20 protein-coding genes are annotated in these 20,915 nt (G+C 57.8%); 12 read left to right on the top strand and 8 right to left on the bottom strand.

Going from position 1 to position 20,915, the window contains the following annotated elements:
* Positions 1-154: 154 nt before the first annotated feature.
* Positions 155-1,186: an IS110 family RNA-guided transposase gene (locus AC13C8_RS04965; RefSeq protein ID WP_095587668.1), complete on the top strand. Its 1,032-nt coding sequence runs from the start codon at positions 155-157 to the stop codon at positions 1,184-1,186.
* Between the two features lie 708 nt (positions 1,187-1,894).
* Here AC13C8_RS04965 and ettA read toward each other — a convergent pair.
* The gene (ettA, locus tag AC13C8_RS04970; protein ID WP_482846564.1) at positions 1,895-3,550 is read right to left on the bottom strand and encodes an energy-dependent translational throttle protein EttA; all 1,656 of its coding nucleotides are present in this window, start codon (positions 3,548-3,550) and stop codon (positions 1,895-1,897) included.
* A gap of 75 nt (positions 3,551-3,625) precedes the next feature.
* On the opposite strand from ettA, the gene mgrA reads away from it, so the two are divergent.
* From mgrA to dacB, 3 genes are all read left to right on the top strand, one after another.
* Entirely contained in the window at positions 3,626-4,657 is a 1,032-nt protein-coding gene (mgrA, locus tag AC13C8_RS04975) for an L-glyceraldehyde 3-phosphate reductase (RefSeq protein WP_482846565.1), read from the top strand.
* A gap of 39 nt (positions 4,658-4,696) precedes the next feature.
* Positions 4,697-5,293, top strand: coding sequence for a nicotinate-nucleotide adenylyltransferase (locus AC13C8_RS04980; RefSeq protein ID WP_091430701.1), 597 nt, complete (start codon positions 4,697-4,699; stop codon positions 5,291-5,293).
* A 95-nt stretch (positions 5,294-5,388) separates the two neighbouring features.
* Entirely contained in the window at positions 5,389-6,879 is a 1,491-nt protein-coding gene (gene dacB, locus AC13C8_RS04985) for a D-alanyl-D-alanine carboxypeptidase/D-alanyl-D-alanine endopeptidase (RefSeq protein WP_482846566.1), read from the top strand.
* Between the two features lie 44 nt (positions 6,880-6,923).
* Here dacB and AC13C8_RS04990 read toward each other — a convergent pair whose 3' ends face one another.
* Together AC13C8_RS04990 and AC13C8_RS04995 are read right to left on the bottom strand one after the other, a co-directional pair.
* Positions 6,924-7,622: a glutathione binding-like protein gene (locus AC13C8_RS04990; RefSeq protein WP_482846567.1), complete on the bottom strand. Its 699-nt coding sequence runs from the start codon at positions 7,620-7,622 to the stop codon at positions 6,924-6,926.
* 81 nt (positions 7,623-7,703) lie between these two features.
* Positions 7,704-8,126: a tellurite resistance TerB family protein gene (locus AC13C8_RS04995; protein WP_091432437.1), complete on the bottom strand. Its 423-nt coding sequence runs from the start codon at positions 8,124-8,126 to the stop codon at positions 7,704-7,706.
* A gap of 121 nt (positions 8,127-8,247) precedes the next feature.
* Here AC13C8_RS04995 and AC13C8_RS05000 point away from each other — a divergent pair, with 121 nt between their 5' ends.
* The 5 genes from AC13C8_RS05000 (at position 8,248) to AC13C8_RS05020 (ending at position 16,270) form a co-directional block, all read left to right on the top strand.
* Positions 8,248-9,894, top strand: a complete 1,647-nt coding sequence (locus tag AC13C8_RS05000; protein WP_482846568.1) for a lysine--tRNA ligase — start codon at positions 8,248-8,250, stop codon at positions 9,892-9,894.
* A gap of 215 nt (positions 9,895-10,109) precedes the next feature.
* Positions 10,110-12,401 (top strand): glycosyl hydrolase family 28-related protein, encoded by a 2,292-nt coding sequence (locus AC13C8_RS05005; protein ID WP_482846569.1) that lies wholly within the window; start codon positions 10,110-10,112, stop codon positions 12,399-12,401.
* Positions 12,402-12,625: 224 nt separating this feature from the next.
* The gene (ppk2, locus tag AC13C8_RS05010) at positions 12,626-13,528 is read left to right on the top strand and encodes a polyphosphate kinase 2 (protein ID WP_245744723.1); all 903 of its coding nucleotides are present in this window, start codon (positions 12,626-12,628) and stop codon (positions 13,526-13,528) included.
* A 148-nt stretch (positions 13,529-13,676) separates the two neighbouring features.
* Positions 13,677-14,825, top strand: a complete 1,149-nt coding sequence (locus AC13C8_RS05015; RefSeq protein ID WP_091432434.1) for a lytic murein transglycosylase — start codon at positions 13,677-13,679, stop codon at positions 14,823-14,825.
* A gap of 101 nt (positions 14,826-14,926) precedes the next feature.
* Entirely contained in the window at positions 14,927-16,270 is a 1,344-nt protein-coding gene (locus AC13C8_RS05020) for an MATE family efflux transporter (RefSeq protein ID WP_482846570.1), read from the top strand.
* Here AC13C8_RS05020 and AC13C8_RS05025 read toward each other — a convergent pair.
* The 3 genes from AC13C8_RS05025 to AC13C8_RS05035 are packed head-to-tail and all read right to left on the bottom strand — an operon-like array spanning position 16,267 to position 18,253.
* Entirely contained in the window at positions 16,267-16,668 is a 402-nt protein-coding gene (locus AC13C8_RS05025; protein ID WP_091430687.1) for a hypothetical protein, read from the bottom strand. The two genes, AC13C8_RS05020 and AC13C8_RS05025, sit on opposite strands and share 4 nt — an antisense overlap.
* On the bottom strand, positions 16,668-17,051 hold the full coding sequence (locus AC13C8_RS05030) for a bleomycin resistance protein (protein ID WP_091430685.1): 384 nt from the start codon (positions 17,049-17,051) through the stop codon (positions 16,668-16,670). The genes AC13C8_RS05025 and AC13C8_RS05030 overlap by 1 nt, the downstream gene beginning before the upstream one ends.
* Entirely contained in the window at positions 17,051-18,253 is a 1,203-nt protein-coding gene (locus AC13C8_RS05035; protein ID WP_482846572.1) for a pyridoxal phosphate-dependent aminotransferase, read from the bottom strand. The genes AC13C8_RS05030 and AC13C8_RS05035 overlap by 1 nt, the downstream gene beginning before the upstream one ends.
* Positions 18,254-18,370: 117 nt before the next feature.
* On the opposite strand from AC13C8_RS05035, the gene AC13C8_RS05040 reads away from it, so the two are divergent.
* The 3 genes from AC13C8_RS05040 to AC13C8_RS05050 all read left to right on the top strand — a co-directional run bounded on the left by AC13C8_RS05040 (position 18,371) and on the right by AC13C8_RS05050 (position 19,673).
* On the top strand, positions 18,371-18,766 hold the full coding sequence (locus AC13C8_RS05040; protein ID WP_177179384.1) for a helix-turn-helix domain-containing protein: 396 nt from the start codon (positions 18,371-18,373) through the stop codon (positions 18,764-18,766).
* Positions 18,763-19,071, top strand: a complete 309-nt coding sequence (locus tag AC13C8_RS05045; RefSeq protein ID WP_091430680.1) for a succinate dehydrogenase assembly factor 2 — start codon at positions 18,763-18,765, stop codon at positions 19,069-19,071. Before AC13C8_RS05040 ends, AC13C8_RS05045 begins: the two co-directional genes overlap by 4 nt.
* A gap of 104 nt (positions 19,072-19,175) precedes the next feature.
* A complete protein-coding gene (locus tag AC13C8_RS05050; protein ID WP_091430678.1) occupies positions 19,176-19,673 on the top strand; it encodes a MarR family winged helix-turn-helix transcriptional regulator in 498 nt (165 codons plus the stop codon).
* Here the strand turns inward: AC13C8_RS05050 and AC13C8_RS05055 are convergent.
* Both AC13C8_RS05055 and AC13C8_RS05060 read right to left on the bottom strand, forming a co-directional pair.
* Positions 19,612-20,430 carry a DUF1194 domain-containing protein gene (locus AC13C8_RS05055; protein ID WP_245744721.1) on the bottom strand — a complete coding sequence of 273 codons (819 nt, stop codon included), beginning with the start codon at positions 20,428-20,430 and terminating at the stop codon, positions 19,612-19,614. The genes AC13C8_RS05050 and AC13C8_RS05055 overlap by 62 nt on opposite strands.
* Positions 20,397-20,825, bottom strand: coding sequence for a VOC family protein (locus AC13C8_RS05060; protein ID WP_482846573.1), 429 nt, complete (start codon positions 20,823-20,825; stop codon positions 20,397-20,399). The genes AC13C8_RS05055 and AC13C8_RS05060 overlap by 34 nt, the downstream gene beginning before the upstream one ends.
* Positions 20,826-20,915: the final 90 nt, after the last annotated feature.

Below are 20,915 nucleotides of genomic sequence, written 5' to 3' on the forward strand. Positions count from 1 at the left end.
AAAGATGCCGTAATGGGGCTGTCGGCGAATCGAGCACGTTTCGCTTGCTTGACAGCATGATGTGGAGTGCCGTTGCCCTTGATGCGCCTGCAGCGCGTCTACGAGGTCGTATATTTCCATGCGCCTCAATTCCTGAGAATAGAAGGGCAACGACATGAATGTATTTATCGGACTAGATGTATCTCTGACAAGCACGGCGATTTGTGTGCTGGGGCCGCAAGGGAAGGTTGTTGAGGAGTTGGAGGCCGCCAGCGAGCCTGAGGCGCTGGTGCGTGCGATGACGTCATTGCCGTACGCGGTCGATGCGATCGGTCTTGAAGCCGGACCACTGTCCCAATGGCTGAGTAAGGGCATCGAAGAGGCCGGACTTGACGTGGTCTTGATGGAAACGCGGTTGGTGAAAGCCGCTTTGAAAGCCATGCCGATCAAAACCGATCGGCGCGATGCTCAGGGCATTGCGCGCTTGCTTCAAATGGGATGGTACAGGCCCGTGCACCGCAAATCGGTGTCCTCCCAGGAAATCCGCGCGTTGCTGACAGCGCGCAAGTCAGTTCAGCAGGCCATCATCAACCTTGAGCTTTCCATGCGGGGTGTTTTGCGGAACTTCGGTCTGAAGCTGGGACACGTCACCCGGATCAGGTACGAGGCCCGGGTGAGGGAACTGGTTGAGCAGAATGAAATCCTGTCGGCGTCGACAGAGGCCCTTTTGCGCGCGCGTGCGCAGTTGCGCGCCGAGTTGGCTGAATTGGATGCGACAATCGCGGATCTGGCAAAACAAGACGACGTTTGCCGTCTGATGATGACGATGCCAGGCGTCGGTCGGATCGTCGCCCTGACGGTCAAATCCGCGATCGACGATCCGACCCGGTTCGCGCGATCGAAGGATGTTGGTCCGTGGGTGGGGCTGACGCCGAGACGTACGCAATCCGGAGAGATGGACATTGTCGGGCAAATTACTCGAGCCGGTGACCGGGCCCTTCGAACGGCCTTGTATCAAGCGGCGATGATCTTGATGCACCGTGGGTCACCAAACTGGCTCCAGGCCTGGGCGCTCAGAGTGGCCCATCGGCGTGGATCGAAACGGGCCTTGATTGCACTTGCGCGGCGTATTGGCGTTGTATTGCACCGCATGTGGCGAGACGGCACACCATTCCGCCATGTGCAGAGCTCCCCGGCAACGGTCTGAGTAAAATAATTCCAGAACTTGATCTGACGGAGGAACGCACTGCACCTGACGACAGGTACGACGAGGTCCCTTGCCGGGACGAGGTTCCTGGAGATGCCGAAAGCCCGCTAGTTATCGGCTAACGCTGAATACGCGTAAAAGATGGGCACCCAGGACCAGATTTGGACCAGGCATAGAGTGGCAGCCATGCGGCTGACTACGGACGGAAGAGCGAAGCCCGTGCAAGGGGTGTCCTTCAGTCCTGACGTGCGGGTGCAGTGAAAAAGAAAAAGAAAGCTTCTGAATCTGTGCCTTAAAACTCGGTGAAAGTTGAGATCTTCGCCGGGATTTTTGACTTGCCCGAAACCCTTGACAGAGGCCCGCCCCATTACGGAAGCTGGCTTTGGATTGAATTCCATCGTGAAGGTTCCAAGGCTGAAGGCGAGCAGTGTTCTTTACCTGTACTCGAACTCGATCTGGAAAATTAGCTGTAAGCGGGCCGATTTGAAGGTCCCATGGGAACCAACCATCTCCAACAATTGCGCACCTTTGTCCCAAAGCTTGTGCGACCATCGCTTCGCACCAGAATCCTCGAAAACTATTATCGAGGATTCTGTCCTTGAAAAGGTGATCGTTCAGACGGTTCTGAATTTGCTGAATTGATATGTTCATAAGCTGATACGCTGAGTGATTACACCATTAAAAAACGGCCCCGAAGGGGCCGCTCTTTCACCTCGTAAACTTCTTATGCTTCAAACGCTTGGGCTCCAGCGCGTCCGGTCCCAACCGCCGTTTCTTGTCCTCTTCGTAATCCTCGAAATTGCCTTCGAACCACTCCACATGCGCCTCGCCTTCGAAGGCCAGGATGTGGGTGCAGATACGGTCAAGGAAGAAGCGGTCGTGCGAGATGACGACGGCGCAGCCGGCGAAGTCGACCAGCGCGTCTTCCAGTGCGCGGAGGGTTTCGACGTCAAGGTCGTTGGTCGGTTCGTCGAGCAGCAGCACGTTGCCGCCCTCTTTCAACAGACGCGCCATGTGGACGCGGTTGCGTTCCCCGCCGGAGAGAAGCGACAGTTTCTTCTGCTGGTCGCCACCCTTGAAGTTGAAGGACGAGCAGTAAGCTCTTGAATTGACTTGCGCGTCACCCAGTTCGATCAGCTCGGCGCCGCCGGAAATGGCTTCCCACACGGTTTCATTCGGGATCAGGTCGTCGCGCGACTGGTCGACATAGGACAGCTTCACCGTATCGCCCAGTTCAATCGTGCCGTCGTCCGGTGTCTCTTGCCCGGTGATCATTTTGAACAGGGTCGATTTACCCGCGCCGTTGGGGCCGATCACGCCGACAATGCCGCCGGGGGGAATGCTGAAGGACAGGTTTTCGATCAACAGCTTGTCGCCCATGTGTTTTTTCAGGCCTTCGACCTCGATCACCTTTGACCCAAGGCGGGGGCCGTTGGGGATGACGATCTGGGCGCGGCCCACCTTGTCACGCTCGGACTGGCTGGCCATTTCGTTATAGGCGTTGATCCGGGCCTTGGATTTCGCCTGACGGGCCTTCGCACCCTGACGCATCCATTCCAACTCGCGTTCAAGCGTTTTCTGCTTGGATTTGTCTTCACGCGCTTCCTGCGCCAGCCGTTTGGCCTTCTGTTCAAGCCACGCCGAGTAGTTGCCTTCGTAAGGAATGCCTGACCCGCGGTCGAGTTCCAGAATCCAGCCGGTGATATCGTCAAGGAAATAGCGGTCGTGGGTGACGATCAGGATGGTGCCCTTGTAGTCAATGAGGTGCTGTTGCAGCCACGCGATGGTTTCGGCGTCCAGGTGGTTGGTCGGTTCGTCAAGCAGCAGCATGTCGGGGGCTTCAAGCAGCAGCTTGCACAACGCCACGCGGCGTTTTTCACCGCCTGACAGCTTGGTGACGTCTGCGTCATCGGGGGGGCAGCGCAGCGCCTCCATCGACACATCGATCTGTGCGTCCAGATCCCACAGGTTCTGGGCGTCGATCTCGTCTTGCAGCTTGGCCATTTCCTCGGCTGTTTCGTCCGAGTAGTTCATGGCGAGTTCGTTATAGCGTTCAAGGATCGCTTTCTTTTCGGCCACGCCCTGCATGACATTGCCGCGCACGTCCAGCGACGGGTCCAGTTCGGGTTCCTGTGGCAGATAACCGACTTTCGCGCCTTCGGCCGCCCACGCCTCGCCCTGAAAATCCTTGTCGATGCCCGCCATGATCCGCATCAGCGTCGATTTACCGGTGCCGTTCACGCCGACCACGCCGATTTTCACGCCGGGCAGGAAGCTCAGGCGGATGTTTTCAAAGCATTTCTTGCCACCCGGATAGGTCTTTGAAACCCCGTCCATGTGGTAAACATATTGATAAGCGGCCATGGGATGTGTCCTCGCGTTTGACTTCCGGTTGTCTTAGCCAGACAAAGGGGGCAGGGCAATCCCGAAGGAGCTATCATGACTTATCACCCGGCCGAAGATCGCTATGAAAAGATGGAATATCGGCGCTGTGGCCGGTCCGGTTTGAAGCTGCCCGCGATCAGTCTGGGGCTGTGGCACAATTTCGGGCATGACTTTCCACACGCGACCAAGCAGGCGATATGCCGGGCGGCGTTCGACAACGGGATCACGCATTTCGATTTGGCGAACAACTATGGCCCACCCTACGGCAGCGCGGAACAGGCGTTTGGTGAGATTTTGCGGACGGACTTTGCGGGCTTGCGTGACGAACTGATCATCAGTTCGAAGGCCGGATATGACATGTGGCCCGGGCCGTATGGTGAATGGGGCAGCCGGAAGTATCTTATTGCGTCATGTGATCAAAGCCTTAAGCGCATGGGTCTGGATTACGTCGACATCTTCTATAGTCATCGGTTCGATCCCGACACACCGCTGGAGGAAACCATGGGCGCGCTGGATCACATCGTGCGCTCGGGTCGTGCGCTTTACGCGGGTATTTCAAGTTACAACAGTCAGCGCACGCGCGAGGCTGTGGCGATCCTGAATGATCTGGGCACGCCGTGCCTGATCCACCAGCCCAGCTACAACATGCTGAACCGTTGGGTCGAACGGGACGGGTTGAAGGAGACATTGGCCGAGCTTGGCGTTGGGTCCATCGCATTCACTCCCTTGGCGCAGGGGTTGCTGACGGGCAAGTATCTGAAAGGGATACCGGCAGATAGCCGCGCCAGCCAAGGCAAGTCACTGGCACCCGAACTGGTGTCGGAAAATGTCGTCAACAGCCTACGCGCACTTGCCGATATTGCCGAACGCCGGGGTCAGACGCTGGCGCAGATGGCGCTGGCATGGGTGCTTCGCGATGGCGGGATCACCACCGCCCTGATCGGGGCGTCGCGGTCGGAACAGGTTTTGGACTGTGTCGGCGCGATTGGTCGTTTGGATTTTAGCCAAGCAGAGCTGGATGAGATCGATGCAAGTATCAGCGAAGAGACCGTAAACCTGTGGGCACGCTCCGCCGAGATCGACTGAGGGCGCATCGTTTTGGTTGCGACGAATACAGGCATTCTTATGCGTTACGATTTGCCATATGCGCGACCTGGTCAGGTCATCGGTCTGCTGGGCGGGTCTTTCGATCCGGCCCATCGTGGTCATGCCCATATCACGCGCGAGGCGTTGAAACGTTTTGGACTGGATCGGGTCTGGTGGCTGGTGACGCCTGGCAATCCGCTTAAGAAGAACGGGCCAGCACCCATCGCGTCGCGGTTGGAGCGCGCACGCCTCGTCATGCAGCATCCACGTGTCGAGGTAACAGATATCGAACGCCACACCCAAACGCGCTATACCGCTGAAACACTGCAAACGTTGCAACATATGTATCCGGGCGTTCGATTTGTCTGGCTGATGGGGGCAGACAATCTCGCGACCTTTCATCGGTGGGAGCGTTGGGAGTGGATCATGGCCAATGTACCCATCGGCGTGATCGCCCGGCCAGGCGACCGGGTGGCGGCACGAACATCGCCCGCGGCCAAACGGTTTGAGCACGCAAAAATACCAGGGCGATTGGCGCGGTGTCTGGCTTGGGCCGAGGCACCTGCATGGTCCCTGATCAACGTGCCGATGGTCGACATCTCATCATCGCAAATCCGTGCGCGTGGCGATTGGTGACGCGGCACGTTTCACGGTTGAGAGACTGTCGCCCCGAATCGGCGATCACGATAAATCGGGTTGCCCTGTGATCGCCCACGCGATTTAATTCGCCTATGGTCAAAGCAATTTCGAGGCGTGCATTATTGGGAGGGCTGGGCGCAAGTCTGGCCAGCCCTGTCTTTGCAAACGCCCCCGAACGTTCGATCCGGCCAGCCCCCAAGCTCCTCGATGTCTCAGAACGGCTGATCCCGTCGGCGGATGCGCTGATCGCCGATGCAAATCTTGGGGGCAAGATCGGCTTTGTGGTGGCTGAAGCCAAGACAGGCTTGATCCTTGAAGCGCACAGCCCGGTGTTGCCTTTGCCCCCTGCAAGTGTCGCGAAGGCAATCACCGCAGTTTACGGTATCTCGTCGCTGGGTCTTGAACACAGCTTTGAGACGCGGGTGATTGCCACCGGCCCGGTTGAGGCTGGAGTCGTGCAAGGTGATCTTGTCTTGGTTGGCGGCGGTGATCCGACGCTGGATACCAATGCGCTGGCGGCGTTGGTGAAGGCGCTGAAGCAGAAAAATGTCATGACGATCAAGGGTGATTTCATCGTTGATGGCCACGGACTACCCTATCAAAGGATGATTGATCCGGGGCAACCGGATCATCTGGGATACAACCCCGCCGTTTCGGGCTTGAACCTGAATTACAACCGTGTGCATTTCGAATGGAAACGCGCAGGTGAGGATTTCGATGTGTCCATGGAGGCGCGATCCGATCAGTTACGTCCGGCCGTGAAAATGGCGCAGATGCAGATCATTGACCGCAAAGTCCCGATCTACACCTATGAAGATGCCAAGGGCATCGACTATTGGACGGTGGCGCGCGGGGCGCTGGGGAAGGGTGGATCGCGGTGGCTCCCTGTGCGTCGCCCAGACATCTATACGGGCGAAGTTTTTCAGATTTTGGCCCGCGGCGAAGGCATCCGACTGCCAAGCCCGAAAGCGCGATCTGACAGGCTGGAGGGGACGATTCTGGCCTCGCATCGCTCGCGACCGCTCAGGGATGTGGCGCAGGGGATGTTGAAATACTCAACCAACCTGACCGCCGAGTTGATCGGGCTATCTGCCAGTGCGTCGCGCGGCAGCGTGCCGGGCAGTCTGATGGAATCAGGTGCGGCTATGGCCGATTGGATGAACACAGAGCTTGGGGCGAGGCGTGCATTCTTTCAAGACCATAGCGGGCTGAGCGATCAGTCGCGTGTGTCCGCAAATGATATGGTGAAAGCCCTGGCAAGCGCTGGACCGAATGGTTATCTGCGAGAGTTGATGAAGGATGTGACACCATTAGACGAGATGGGGCGCCCGATCAATGACGCAGCCTATTCCATTAAAGCGAAAACCGGCACGCTGAACTTTGTCAGCACGCTGGCGGGATACCTGACCGCCCCTGACGGAAGACCGCTGATCTTTGCGATCTTTACCGCGGATATGGAGCGGCGCGCGGCGATCCCCAGGGCAGAACGCGAACGACCCAAAGGGGCTAAAGGATGGAGCCGGCGATCGCGTGTCTTGCAGCATCAACTCTTGTCGCGCTGGGCATTGGAATATGGCACCTAAGGGGGCGGATCGCCCCCTTGACGATAACAGAGTTACGACAGATTCTAAGGACGTGGTGGGATATTGATGGCTGCTTGCGAGGCCGGGCGGTCAGCACAGTCCGTATGCCAGCGCAAAACATTCGCATAATGCTCAAGCCCCAAAGCGTCGGCGGCTTTGTAGCTGGTAAACAATGTGCGCACCCAAGGCCAGATTGCAATATCGGCAATCGAATAGTCGTCGCCTGCAACGACTGAGCGGCCTTCAAGACGATTGTCCAGAACGGATAACAGGCGTTTCGCTTCGGTTCTATATCGGTCCAGCGGGCGGGGGTCTTCGATCTCTTTGCCGCCATAGGCATAGAAAAAGCCAAACTGCCCAAGCATCGGCCCGAAACCGCCCATTTGCCACATCAGCCACTGAAGCACTTCTGCGCGCTTTGCCATGTCCGTTGGAAGAAGTTTTCCCGACTTTTCAGCCAGATAAATAAGGATTGCACCACTTTCCCACAACGGCAGGGGTTTGCCGTCCGGTCCGTTGGGGTCGATGATCGCCGGGATCTTGTTGTTGGGGTTCAACGACAGAAACTCTGGCGTAAACTGATCTTCGGTTTCAAACCTGACCAAATGCGCTTCATAGGGAAGTCCGGTTTCTTCCAGCATGGCTGAAGCCTTGATGCCATTCGGAGTTGTCTGCGAATAAAGTTGAATGACGCTGGAGTCCTTCGCAGGCCAGCGATTGGTGATGTCGAACTGGTCGAGCATTTCGATCCTTTCAGGACGGCGAGTTGGTTCAGAGCGAGAACGGGTGCGACTCGGACACGAGACACCGCTCAGATCGGCTGTTCAGAGTGTCATATGCCGTGCGCGGGCGCCACGTTCAATGGCCGCTGCGTGCAAACGCTCGATGTTCAGTTCGTAACGTATTTCTTCCAGTATGCGCAGTTCGGGACCCTGAAGTTCGCCGTCCGCCGCAGCCACGTCGCAGGCCAGCGCGTAGGCGGTTTCCCAAAGAGGTTCAGGCAGGTTTTCCCGAACAAGCCCGAACAGGGCGTCCAAACCATCTTCAACCCCGAACAGGTCAAACACTGTCTGCGATACGGTCTTGATGCGATCCGGATCGTATTTCGCAAACACCGGCAAATGGTTCACGATGCTTTCGATCGTGACCAACTCGGCTGACGTGATCTTTTCGTCCGACGCCGATACGGCGACCATTACAGCGATCAGGCTGTCTTCGGCGGTCATGGAATGGGGGGTCTGTTGCAATGGACATGCTCCTGTCTGTTGCGGTGCAGAATATTGACCCGGCGCGCCCATCGCAATAGGGAGAACACCTAGCGACAAAGCAGCGCAGACCGGATGTCCGCGCCACATAAGGAAAAAGCACATGTCCGAGATGCGAGACGCCGCGATGAGTTCGAAAGCCTGGCCCTTTGAAGAGGCGCGCCGGGTGCTCAAACGCTATCAGAAGGCGCCGCCCAAGAAGGGGTTTGTGCTGTTCGAAACGGGTTACGGGCCGTCCGGTCTGCCCCATATCGGCACCTTTGGCGAGGTCGCGCGAACCACCATGATCCAGCGAGCATTCGAGGTGATTTCCGACATCCCTACCAAGCTGATCTGCTTCTCTGACGATCTGGATGGGATGCGCAAAATTCCCGGCAATGTGCCCAATGCAGACGGGTTGCAGGCGCATCTGCAAAAACCGCTGACCTCAGTCCCCGATCCGTTTGGCGAGTATGAGAGCTTTGGCCATCACAACAACGCCATGCTGCGCCGGTTCCTTGACACCTTCGGCTTTGAGTACGAGTTCTATTCGGCCACGGATTTCTATGGCTCTGGCCAGTTTGACGAGGTGTTGAAGCGGGCGGTCGAGAAATACGACGAGATCATGGAGGTGATGCTGAAATCCCTGCGTGAAGAACGCCGTCAGACCTATTCCATTTTCCTGCCAATACACCCGGAAACGGGGCGGGTGCTGTATGTGCCGATGAAGGGGGTCAACGCGAGCGATCACACGATCACCTTCGATGACGAAGACGGGCGCGAATGGACGCTGCCGGTGACTGGCGGCAATGTGAAGTTGCAATGGAAACCTGATTTCGGCGCGCGTTGGGCCGCGCTGGAAGTTGATTTCGAGATGTATGGCAAGGATCACAGCACCAACACGCCGATCTATGACAAGATTTGCCGGATCCTTGGCTGGCCAGCGCCCGAGCATTTCACCTATGAGCTGTTTCTGGATGAGAGCGGTCAGAAGATTTCAAAGACAAGCGGCAATGGCGTGTCAATCGACGAATGGCTGACCTATGCCTCGACCGAGAGTCTTGCGTATTTCATGTATCTCAAGCCGAAAACGGCGAAGCGGATGCATTTTGACGTGATTCCCAAGGCAATGGATGAATATCACCAGCAACTGAACGCCTATCACCAGCAAGACCTGAAGGGGCAGTTGAACAACCCCGTTTGGCACATCCATGGCGGCGACGTGCCGCAATCCAACATGGTTGTTTCGTTCTCGATGCTGCTGAACCTCGCGTCGGTTGCATCGGCGGATGACAAGGATCAGTTGTGGGGCTTTATCAAGCGGTATGCGCCAGACGCGTCCGCGGAAACACATCCCGATCTGGACGCTGCCGCCGGTTACGCCGTGAAATACTTCCAGGATTTCGTGGCCCCGGCGCGGACTTTCCGCACGCCAACCGATCAGGAACGCGTCGCAATGGAGGAACTGGCCGCAGCTTTCCGCGATGGACAGACCGCGCTGGATGTGATTGCCCGCAAGAATGCCCAGATGGGCAATGACGATCCTGCGCCCGATGTTGACTTCACCTCGGAAGAGTTTCTGCAATCCATTGTCTTTGCTGTCGGCAAGCTGCACGGGTTCGAAAATCTGCGCGACTGGTTCAAGGCGCTGTACGAGGTGTTGCTGGGGGCAAGCCAAGGCCCTCGGTTTGGCAGTTTTGCAGCCCTTTACGGCGCGGAAGAAACTGCAACCTTGATTGATCAGGGGCTTGCGGGTGAGTTGATGAAGTAGGGTTTTTCAGATTCGAAACCTTCAAGCGGCGCGCCTAATCGGTGCGCCGTTTTGCGTTGCGCAACCAAAACAGCGCACGCTGCTGTTCTGTTTCGTTAACGGCTGGTTGATAGCTCTTTCGGCGTTTTCTGCCCTGTCGCGCCTGGCGCAATGGTGCATGCGATCATGACGCATGGCCGAAGGGGTTTGCATGTCTGGACCTGAAAGGGAAATCAATGAACAAGGCACTTACCGATGGGGTGGTTTTCATGCCCCCCGCATTCGAAGATGGATTGACGGTCTGGTCGAACGAGGACGGGACACCGGGTTCGCAGACCTATGCAGGCGCGGGCAATGCTGCCTTGGTTCCGGCGGATCAGGATTTCGATGGGTGTCTGGAGCTTCTGAAAAACGAGACCACGCAAAAGCTGCGCTATATGGGGCAGACACCCTATGAGCAAGGCTGCTATCTGCGGGTGTCTGCAAAGGTAAAGGCGATCTCTGGTCCGTTGCCGTCGATACGCGTGGCGGCATGGCCTGCGCAATCTGGTGGGTCATATGCCGTGGGCAATCTGGAAACCGGACCGGTGACAGCGTTGAGCACATATGGCGAAGTTGTCGAAGTGTCAGCCATCATCGGATCAGGCAGCCGCAACGGTGTCGATATCATTTGGGGGGGCGATGTGGCCTATGCCCATGTCGGGCTTGATCTGATCGGGTCAAACGGCGGCGTGGTGCGGATTGACGACCTGGTGGTCGAGGATGTGACCGGGGCCTATCTGCGCGACATGATGGATTGGGTTGACGTGCGCGATTTCGGTGCTGCGGGCGATGGTCTTACCGATGACAAACCCGCCTTTGAAGCTGCCGATGCGGCGGCCAACGGGCGCACGGTGTTGGTGCCGGACGGCAGTTTTCGCATCGGATCAAACCTGACGCTTCACGCCGACATCCGGTTTGAAGGCACGGTGACAATGGCCGATGATGTTTATCTGTCGCTGACCCGCAATTTCGATCTTCCCACCTATATTGACGCTTTCGGAGACGAGGAATTGGGGTTTCGCAAGGCCTTTCAGGCGCTGCTGCACTATGCGGACCATGAGATTCTGGACATGTGCGGTCGGCGCGTTGATGTGACCGCGCCGATTGACATGCAGGCGGCATATGAAGCAGGTGACACGTTCCTGATCCGGCGTGTGATCAAAAACGGCCAGTTCTATGTGATTGGTGGGTCAGCCTGGGACAGCGAAAGCACCAGTTCGGCGGCCAAATACAACCCCGCCAACCCCTACAAACTGACCAATGTCGCCAATATTGCGGCGGTTCAGGCGGGATCGGTCGTGACAGGTGCGGGCGTGGGGCGCGAGGTCTATGTCAAAGAGGTGAATATCGGTGCATCCGAAGTTGAGTTGAGCCAACCGCTTTGGGGACCGGCCGCCAACCAGACCTATACGTTCACCCGGCATAAATACGTGCTGGATTTCAGTGGATTTGCACAGGTGAACCGCATGAACCTGACCGAGGTTGAATTTCAGTGCAATTCCCACGCCTCGGCGGTGCTGCTGCCGCGGGACGGTGAAAACTTCGTCTTTCAGGATTGTTTCTTCATCAAGCCCAAGAATCGCGGCATCAGTTCGATCGGGCGTGGGTGTCAGGATTTGCACCTTGATCGGTGCCAGTTCGTGTCGTCCGAACAGAACGATCCCGCCACCACCCGCCAATCCGTCGCGTTCAACGTGAACGCCAATGATGCGAAGATTCGCGACAATCGGTTCCAGCGAATGGGCACCTCGATGGTGCTGCATGGATCGGGGCACATCATTCAGGGCAATCACCTGTTTCAGGGCGACGAGGTCACAGACGGCCCGCGCGTTGCAGGTATGGTGTTCACCTACGAGAACAACAAGACTGTTCTGAATGGTAATTATGTCGATAATTGCTTTGTCGAATGGAACAATGAACACGACGCTTTTCCCGACCACGGGTCTGAATACTCGTTCGGCGGAATGACGATCACTGGCAACATCTTTACCGCTAATGATGTCGCCTCGTGGTTCAAGTGGATCCTGATCAAACCCTTCGGCGACGGGCACTATGTCTCAGGCCTGCATGTGACCAACAATACATTCCGAACACTGTCCGGGGCGATTGATCGGGTTGAAGGTGTTTCGACCACCCATGCGGGTCTGGATTACTGGAGCATGAAGGACGTGACGTTCGAGAACAACGCCTTCACGGGTGTGACGCAAGCGACCGTGTCCCCTGTGACGTTGGAGTTTAACCAGAACACTGCCGCCGCGACCTGGACGATGGACGGGTCCGCCTATTTCCCGTTTGGGGGCAATGCACGCACGGTGCCCAGCGTTACGATTGAAGGGGATTTGCGCGATGTGTCGAACAATCAGGTTTGGGACAATCCGCATGTGCTGGTGAACCAGGGGGCGACTTTCAAGCAGGTGCAACTGAAATGGTCGCGCGCTGTGCGGGGCACGGCCCATGTGACCATGCGTGTCGATCGTCCGGTATAGGATAACGGACATTTAATCTGGAAAGGCTCGCGTCGTCGCGGGCCTTTCTCTATCAGAAACCGCGAATTCCGTTGATTCGGATCAAAGCGTTTGGCGCGGTGACGTGCTACCAATCTCCCGGACCCCGAAAAGGAGATTGGCGTATGACAGCAAGGCAAACCCCTGTATCGAAAACCCCCCCGAAGTCTACGAGCAGTAACGCTCAGCCGTCCGCAGGGACACCTGTGGAACCTGCGACAGAAGTGCGCAATGGCAAGAGCGGTTTTCCGACCGTAACCGAAGACAAGATCCGTCAGACGTTTGAGAACGGCAAGTATCCCTACAGGGTCAAACTGGGACGTCGGGAATACGAAGCGACCAAAGCGAAGATGCAGGCGGAGTTGCTGAAAGTGCAGCGTTGGGTCGGTGAGACCGGTCAGAAATTCGTGCTGCTGTTCGAAGGGCGTGACGCGGCGGGCAAAGGTGGAACGATCAAACGGTTCATGGAGCATTTGAACCCTCGCGAAGCGCGCGTGGTCGCGCTGAACAAGCCAACAGATAAAGAGCGCGGGGAATGGTTCTATCAGCGATATGTTTCGCACCTGCCAACCTCGGGCGAAATGGTGTTCTATGACCGCTCTTGGTATAATCGCGCCGGTGTGGAACGGGTCATGGGGTTTTGCAACGCCAACGAATACCTTGAATTCATGCGCCAGACGCCGGAATTTGAACGGATGCTGACACGGTCCGGCATCCAGCTTTACAAATATTGGTTCTCGGTCACGCAGCCAGAACAGAAACGCCGCTTTGACAGCCGCAAGGATGATCCCCTGAAGCGGTGGAAGCTCAGCCCGGTGGATGTGGCGTCCTTGTCGAAATGGGACGATTACACTGAAGCGAAAGAGGCGATGTTCTTCTATACCCACACAGCGGATGCGCCGTGGACGATCATCAAGTCAAACGACAAGAAACGTGCCCGGCTTGAATGTATGCGACACTTCCTGTCAACGCTGGATTATCCCGACAAGGATCACGAGTTGGTGGGCGAGCCCGACCCGTTGATCGTCGGTCACGCAAGCCAGGTGATTCACAAGGCGGATCATATTTTGGGGTCCAGCCTGCATCCGGATCAGCGGCGCAGCAGCTGAGCTGGACATCTGGACCGAACAGCCAAGGGGGCCGGATAGCGGCCCCCTTTTCGCGTCTTGCCGCCGTTCTTGCCGCATCACGAAAGCGGTGCTTGCCTTCGCTTGGCAGCCCTATAAGCTTGGTTCAAAACAAGAGCAGGACAGTCCAATGACCCATTCCCGACGCTTCTTCACTTTTGGCTTGGCGGGTCTTTACCTCGCCGGGTGTCAGTCTGGCGCAGCGACGCAGTCGACACAACGGCCTGCATCCGGGTCAGCTTTACGATCGACGCCAAACCCGGCGTTCGAAACGTGGGTTCAAGGGGCCAAGGCCCGCGCAATGGCCAACGGTATCGGTGGCGCCACGATCACCCGTGCCTTTCGCAATGTCGGCTATCTGCCCGGGGTGGTTGAGCGTGATCGGAACCAGACAGAGTTTGTCCGCTCGTTCGAAGACTATATGGCCATCGCGGCTTCCGATGACCGCATAGCCAAAGGGCGCGATATGCTTCGGCGTCACGCCGGATTACTGTCTCAGCTCGAAGCGAAATATGGCGTCGAGAAAGAGGTGATCGTGGCCGTCTGGGGGCTGGAAAGCCGTTATGGCGAACGGCGCGGAGACGTGCCGGTGATCTCGGCCCTGTCGACGCTCGCTTTTGACGGCAGACGCGGCAAGTTCTTCGAAGGGCAGTTGATGGCCGCCCTGAAAATTCTGGAACGTGGCGATGTAACACCCGAGCGCATGACCGGAAGCTGGGCGGGCGCAATGGGTCACACCCAGTTCATTCCCACGTCGTATCTGGCTTATGCCGTCGATTTTCGGGGCGATGGTCGCAGGGATATCTGGTCGGATGATCCGACGGATGCTCTGGCTTCAACCGCAGCCTATCTCAGTCGGTCTGGCTGGCGAACCGGTCAGCGGTGGGGGGACGAAATTACCGGGCGCGCACCGTCAGGACGCGGGAAGGTCGTGACCCCCGCCGGCGCGAATGGCCCGGTGTTCGAGGTCTACCAAAACTACACCGTGCTGGGTCGATACAACAACGCGCAGAAATATATCATCGGTGTGGGGCATTTGTCGGATCGGTTGGCGGGCGGCCCGGCTTTGCGCGGCACGTTCGGCCCGGATGAAAACGGCCTGACGCTGGATGATCGCAAGGCGCTGCAACGCGGCCTGACCCGCGCGGGGTTTGACGTGGGGGAAGCCGATGGCGTGATCGGCACCAAGACCGTGCAAGCGATCGAGGCGTTCCAGCGCGCGCGCGGGCTTCCCGTCACAGGCACACCTTCCCGGTCGCTTTTGATCTTGTTGACATAGTCTGATACCGGACGCACGCACGGGGTATTCGGTGTCTTGCCCCGCCACATTTTCCGGCATAGGTCTGGGTGATGTTGCAAACCCTCACCCTTTCACAGCACATGCGCGCCGTCCTTGTTCTGGGCCTTCCGCTTGTCGCGTCGCATCTTGCGCAGTTTGCTGTGCAGATCATCGACACGATCATGCTGGGTTGGTACGGGGTCGAAGAACTGGCCGCCGTCACGCTGGCAGGCACCTTCTTTTTCATGTTCTTGATCATGGGGTCGGGGCCGGCTTGGGCCCTGATGCCAATGGTTGCCGAGGCGTCCGAGGCCCGCGACGATGTGCGCGTGCGCAGGCTGACCCGGATGTCCATGTGGTTCTCGGTCGGGTTTGCGCTGCTGGTGTTGCCGCTGATGTGGATGTCTGCGCCTATTTTGCGCGCCATAGGCCAGGATCCTGATCTGAGCCTGATCGCGCAGAACTACCTGCGCATTGCCGGGGTGGGGCTGGTGCCCGCTTTGCTGGTGATGGCGCTGAAAAGCTATCTTGCGGCGCTCGAACACACCCGGATCGTGCTGTGGGCAACGGTGCTGGCCGCCGTGATGAACGGGGTTATCAACTATGCACTGATCTTCGGCAATTGGGGCGCACCAGAGCTTGGCGTGCGCGGGGCTGCCATTGCCTCGGTTGTTATCCAGATCGCATCGGGGCTGGTGCTGGTCGTCTATGCCGCGCGACTGAATGCGGATGCCAGTTTGTTCCGGCGGCTTTGGAAACCGGATTGGGAGGCATTGAGCCACCTTCTGAAACTTGGCATCCCGATTGGGCTGACAACGCTTGCCGAGGTTGGGATGTTCTCGGCCTCGACCGTCGTGGTCGGGTTGATCGGCACACTGGAACTGGCGGCCCACGGGATTGCACTGCAAATCACCGCGACGTTCTTCATGGTGCATCTTGGCCTGTCAAACACCGCGACGGTCCGAGCCGGGCGGGCGCTGGGCCGCAGGGATGAGCAGGGGCTGCGACGCGGGGCGCTGGCCGTGACTTTGGCATCGGTTGTGTTTGGCGGCCTGACCGTGATCCTGTTCTTTGGTGCGCCGGAGCCGATGATCAAGCTGTTCCTGAACCCGGCCGAGGTCCGCCGGGACGAGATTGTCGCCCTGGGAACGGTTCTTTTGATCGTGGCCGCCCTGTTCCAGTTCGCTGATGGGGCACAGGCCATCGCGATGGGGCTTTTGCGGGGTGTGCAGGACACGCGCGTGCCGATGATCATCGCCACGCTCAGCTATTGGGGTGTGGGGATGACCATGTCCTATGTGCTGGGGATCACGTTGGGCTTGGGCGCAGTGGGCGTCTGGGTCGGGCTGCTGCTGGGGCTTGTTTGCGCCGGAATTTTCATGTCTTGGCGGTTTTGGAAAAGCTCGTCCCGGATTGGCGGTGCGCTGTCGGGACGGGCCGCTTAGTCCTGTTTCAGGCGGTCCGCTTTCTTGCGCACCAGCACCGACCGCAAATCGTGCATCGCCAGCAAAAGCGCGTCTGTCACCTGTTCCAATGCCTCGGGAGTGGCTCGGGTCTGCGCCCAATGCGCCGTCAGGTTCAGGTGATCCACGCTGCGCAGAATGTCATCCAGTTCGCGTGCCTCAAGTGCGGCCCGCCGATCGGCCATCCATTCGGCAATCGCCGCATGATCCGCCTTGGTCAACTGATAGCCGCCTTGGGGTTTGACCTCGCCATTTTTGATGTTCACCGCGGCAATCTGGTCCAGCTCCAGCGGACGCTGCCGGTTTTCGGTGTTCACACGAAAGACGAACGCGCCATTCTCGCGCACTCGAAAGTAGTAGTCGGGCAGGGATATGCTCATCAGATGTCCTTGTCTTCGATCACGCGCCACAGGCTGCCATCGGGATCAACCAAATAGAACATTCGAGGCAATATGTCAGTGACGTCAGCAATGGCGGTCAGGCGCGGGATCGCGGCGGCATCGGTGGAAATATCCAGCTTGCTCCACTCATCATGCAGCGCGTCAACGTCCGGCAAACGCAGACAGGCCGAAAACCAGCTTGCCTTCGGATCAAGATCGGAATGTGGAAAGAACTCCACTTTCATTCCAGCTTTTTCAAGGATCATCCAGCCATCGCTGCGCCACACCAGACGAAACCCAAGACCTTCGTAAAAAGTCAGGGTGGCGTCAAAGCTCCGACTGGGCAGGTTGGCCGTGATCTGTCCTTGAAATGGGGCGTGCATCAGCGAAGTCTCTGACAAAACGCCTGAATGCGCGTGCAGGCTTCTTTCAGTGCGCCGTCCGACGTGGCATAGCTGACCCTGAAATTCGGGCTAAGACCGAAAGCCGCTCCAAATACGACAGCCACGCCGGTTTCTTCCAGCAACGCCTTGGCGAATACCTCGTCGTCGGTAATTTCGACTCCCGCAGGCGTGGTCTTGCCGATACAGCCTCTGATCGAGGGATAGACATAGAACGCCCCGTCCGGCACCGGGCATTCCAGCCCTTCGGCGGCGTTCAGCATGTCGACCACAAGATTGCGGCGACGCACGAAGGCTTTGTTGTTTTCGGCGATGAAGTCCTGTGGACCGTTCAACGCCTCGACCGCAGCCCATTGGCTGATCGAACAGGGGTTCGAGGTCGATTGCGACTGGATTTTCCGCATGGCCGAGATCAATTCAACCGGACCGCCCGCATAGCCGATCCGCCAGCCGGTCATCGCATAGGCCTTGGAAACGCCGTTGCAGGTCAGTGTGCGATCATAAAGGCGCGGCTCCACCTCGGCCGGGGTGCAGAATTCGAACCCGTCATAGGCAAGGTGTTCATACATATCGTCGGTCATCACCCAGACATGCGGATGGCGCATCAACACATCGGTCAGCGCCTTAAGCTGATTGCGCGTGTATCCGGCCCCGGTCGGGTTCGAGGGCGAGTTGAAAATCAGCCATTTCGTCTTGGGGGTGATCGCAGCGTCAAGCTGTTCGGCCGTCATGCGAAAACCGGTTTCAATCGGACATTCCACAATCACCGGCTCACCGCCCGCCAACAACACCATATCGGGATAGCTGACCCAATAGGGGGCGGGGATGACGACCTCCTCGCCGGGGTTCAGGGTCGCCATCAAGGCGTTGTACAATATCTGCTTGCCACCCGTCCCAACCGAGATCTGGTTCGGCGCGTAATCCAAACCGTTTTCGCGTTTGAACTTGTCGCATATCGCCTGCTTCAACTCGGGCATGCCGTCTGGCGCTGTGTATTTCGTCTTTCCCGCATCAATCGCCGCCTTGCCCGCCGTCTTGATGTTTTCCGGCGTGTCGAAATCCGGCTCGCCCGCGCCAAGCCCGATCACGTCGCGACCGGCGGCTTTTAACTCGGCGGCAAGTGTGGAAACCGCAATGGTCGGTGATGGTTTTACGCGATCAAGTGTCGCAGAAAGGAAAGACATGGTGTCCCCGATTTGTAAGTTGGTCCCAGTTCTTCTAGGGTCAGCCGCGAAACCAATCAAGCCAGAACCCGGTGCCCAGCGTGGTGCTTGAAATGTTAGGAAAAGCAAATGGACGACATAGCACAGGATGAAAATTGGTTCTCGGAAGAGGCCGCAACCTTTGGCGACCGACTGGCAGGCGCCCGCGAGGCGGTGGGCCTGTCACAAGATGATCTGGCCCGACGTATCGGCGTCAAGCTCAAGACCTTGCGCGGTTGGGAAGATGATCTGAACGAACCGCGTGCAAACAAACTACAGATGCTGTCGGGACTGCTGAATGTATCCTTGCGCTGGCTTTTAACCGGCGAGGGGGAAGGTGTGGCCGAACCCGTTGTAAGCCTGGACGACCTGCCCGAAGTGCGCGACCTGCTTCTTGAAATCCGAGACATCAAGTCACAGATGGCCCGGTCCGCCGATCAACTGGGGCGACTTGAAAAACGTATGCGCAAGCGGCTTGAAGGTGCTGCTGTATGACCGGCGTGCCCTTGGATCAGTTGAAGGAAACCCCCGGCGCGCGTCCGGGGGAAACGCGGGATGTGCGGGTCAAGCGGTTGGGGATGCGGTCGATGCGGCGCGGTATCAAAGAGATGGACATCATCCTGCACCGCTATGCCTCGGACAGGCTGACCCAGATGGATGATGGCGAACTGGATCTGTATGAGGCGTTGCTGGGTGAAAACGATCAGGATCTGTATCAGTGGGTGTCAGGGCAGCAAGAACCGCCTGAGCATCTGGCCGAGGTGATCCAGCATATCATCCACCATACTGCGGCGCGCTAATCCGTCCGGTTTGAAAATAATTTTCTGTAACTGCTGATCGCATTTAACTGAATGTTCGTTTTTCACGCCGAATAGTCACCTTGGTAACTAGGTCGGAGAGACGGATGAGCATGCACTCCCCCATTGGGCAGACAAGCAACCAGACATTTGTGTATCAGTATCTTGAAGCATTGGCGTTGGTCGAACGGCTGCACCGTTTGCTGCTGGACGTGATCAAGGATGAATTCGAACGGGTCGGTGTGTTGGAAGTGAACGCCGTTCAGGCCCTGTTGCTGTTCAACATCGGCGACAACGAGGTGACGGCGGGCGAATTGAAGACGCGTGGCTACTATCAGGGTTCGAATGTTTCCTACAACCTCAAGAAGCTCGTCGAAATGGGATATATGCACCATCAGCGGTGCGAGATTGACCGCCGCAGCGTCCGTGTGCGGCTGACGGAAAAAGGGCGCGGCATCCGCGATACGGTGGCCGGGTTGTTTGAACGTCATGCCGATGGGCTGCAATCGCGTGACGTGCTGTCATCCTCGGGGATCGAGGACATCAATATCGCGTTGAAGCGGGTGGAACGGTATTGGACGGATCAGATCCGATATATCTACTAGGCGGCTTGGTCTGACGGAGTTGTTGCAGGTCAGACACCACGACGCCCATAAGCTCTCGCAACAATTTGCGGGCCATGGCATCTTCGTAATCCCGGAAGTCAGCGGCCTGTTCGACGAACCGTCCGAAACCGTGGATGACCAGTTCTTTGTAATACGTCACAAGATCCGTGTCTGCATCGCCCGCGCCGATCACCAGCCCGTTGATGGTGATCCCATCGAAGCCCGAGAGATAGCGCACATCCTGCGGTCTTGGTCCGGTATTGGCCGGTCCATCACCGGAAATATCCAACGTCCTTGTCAGACAATCGCGCCCCGCCAGAAGACGCTGACCATAGATCATGGCAGCCCCGATCCCTGTGGACGGGTCCGCCTTGATGCGCGCGGTGCGGCGCAGACGATCCGCAACCGAGAAAACAACCGTCTGATCAGTGATCGCGACCCAATCCTGCAACAGACGCTGATGGGCCGGACCGCTCCACTCGTAAACGGCGATCTGGATCGGACGGTCCGGTTGGGACAACAGAGCGCGCTGCACATCTGGCTGTTCCAGAGCTGCGGCCAACCCGTCCAGTTGCAGACGGTATTCCCCCTCATCGACGGACCCGGACACGTCCAGCCCCAGCGCCAGTGCTTGACGACAGGGAGTATCGGACTGTGCCACCGCATCCCCGACCCAAAGCGCAGCCAGAAGAGCCAGAAGGTATCCAAACCGCCCCTTTTGCATCACCAGTGGCCAGTGTTTTCCATGCTGGCCCATGGCTCTTGCGGGGGCAGGGCGTCACCGGCCTGCAACAATTCGACCGAGATATTGTCGGGTGAGCGGATAAAGGCCATATGCCCGTCACGCGGCGGGCGGTTGATCGTCACGCCATTGTCCATAAGGTGCTGACACATCTTATAAATATCCTCGACCTCATAGGCCAGATGTCCGAAATGGCGGCTGTCGGAGGGCAACCCGTCATCGCCATCCCAGTTATATGTCAGCTCGACCGGGCATTCCGGCTGGCCGGGAGGTGCCATGAAGATCAGCGAAAACCGCCCTTGTTCCGAATCCATCTGGCGGGTTTTCTCAAGCCCCAGAAGCCCGTAAAACCGCATGCTGTCTTCAAGGTTCTTCACGCGCACCATCGTGTGCAGGTACCGAAGTTTCATCGCAAACTCTCCGTAGTCTGGTGGATCTGCGACCAGCCTATCAGGTCAAGCGGGCGATAAAAGCAGAAACGCAGTATCCACGCCATCTGG

This window comes from Aliiroseovarius sp. B-4, from assembly GCF_056857795.1.

Excerpts from the sequence above, each read along its gene's own strand:
- AC13C8_RS05000 (WP_482846568.1), top strand. The coding sequence starts at position 8,248 with ATGTCCGAGATGCGAGACGCCGCGATGAGTTCGAAAGCCTGGCCCTTT.
- AC13C8_RS05005 (WP_482846569.1), top strand. The coding sequence starts at position 10,110 with ATGAACAAGGCACTTACCGATGGGGTGGTTTTCATGCCCCCCGCATTC.
- AC13C8_RS05035 (WP_482846572.1), bottom strand. The coding sequence starts at position 18,253 with ATGTCTTTCCTTTCTGCGACACTTGATCGCGTAAAACCATCACCGACC.
- dacB (WP_482846566.1), top strand. The coding sequence starts at position 5,389 with ATGGTCAAAGCAATTTCGAGGCGTGCATTATTGGGAGGGCTGGGCGCA.
- AC13C8_RS05060 (WP_482846573.1), bottom strand. The coding sequence starts at position 20,825 with ATGAAACTTCGGTACCTGCACACGATGGTGCGCGTGAAGAACCTTGAA.
- ettA (WP_482846564.1), bottom strand. The coding sequence starts at position 3,550 with ATGGCCGCTTATCAATATGTTTACCACATGGACGGGGTTTCAAAGACC.
- AC13C8_RS04990 (WP_482846567.1), bottom strand. The coding sequence starts at position 7,622 with ATGCTCGACCAGTTCGACATCACCAATCGCTGGCCTGCGAAGGACTCC.
- AC13C8_RS05050 (WP_091430678.1), top strand. The coding sequence starts at position 19,176 with ATGAGCATGCACTCCCCCATTGGGCAGACAAGCAACCAGACATTTGTG.
- mgrA (WP_482846565.1), top strand. The coding sequence starts at position 3,626 with ATGACTTATCACCCGGCCGAAGATCGCTATGAAAAGATGGAATATCGG.
- AC13C8_RS05015 (WP_091432434.1), top strand. The coding sequence starts at position 13,677 with ATGACCCATTCCCGACGCTTCTTCACTTTTGGCTTGGCGGGTCTTTAC.
- AC13C8_RS04980 (WP_091430701.1), top strand. The coding sequence starts at position 4,697 with ATGCGTTACGATTTGCCATATGCGCGACCTGGTCAGGTCATCGGTCTG.
- AC13C8_RS04965 (WP_095587668.1), top strand. The coding sequence starts at position 155 with ATGAATGTATTTATCGGACTAGATGTATCTCTGACAAGCACGGCGATT.
- AC13C8_RS05030 (WP_091430685.1), bottom strand. The coding sequence starts at position 17,051 with ATGCACGCCCCATTTCAAGGACAGATCACGGCCAACCTGCCCAGTCGG.
- AC13C8_RS05045 (WP_091430680.1), top strand. The coding sequence starts at position 18,763 with ATGACCGGCGTGCCCTTGGATCAGTTGAAGGAAACCCCCGGCGCGCGT.
- AC13C8_RS05055 (WP_245744721.1), bottom strand. The coding sequence starts at position 20,430 with ATGGGCCAGCATGGAAAACACTGGCCACTGGTGATGCAAAAGGGGCGG.
- AC13C8_RS05025 (WP_091430687.1), bottom strand. The coding sequence starts at position 16,668 with ATGAGCATATCCCTGCCCGACTACTACTTTCGAGTGCGCGAGAATGGC.
- AC13C8_RS05020 (WP_482846570.1), top strand. The coding sequence starts at position 14,927 with ATGCGCGCCGTCCTTGTTCTGGGCCTTCCGCTTGTCGCGTCGCATCTT.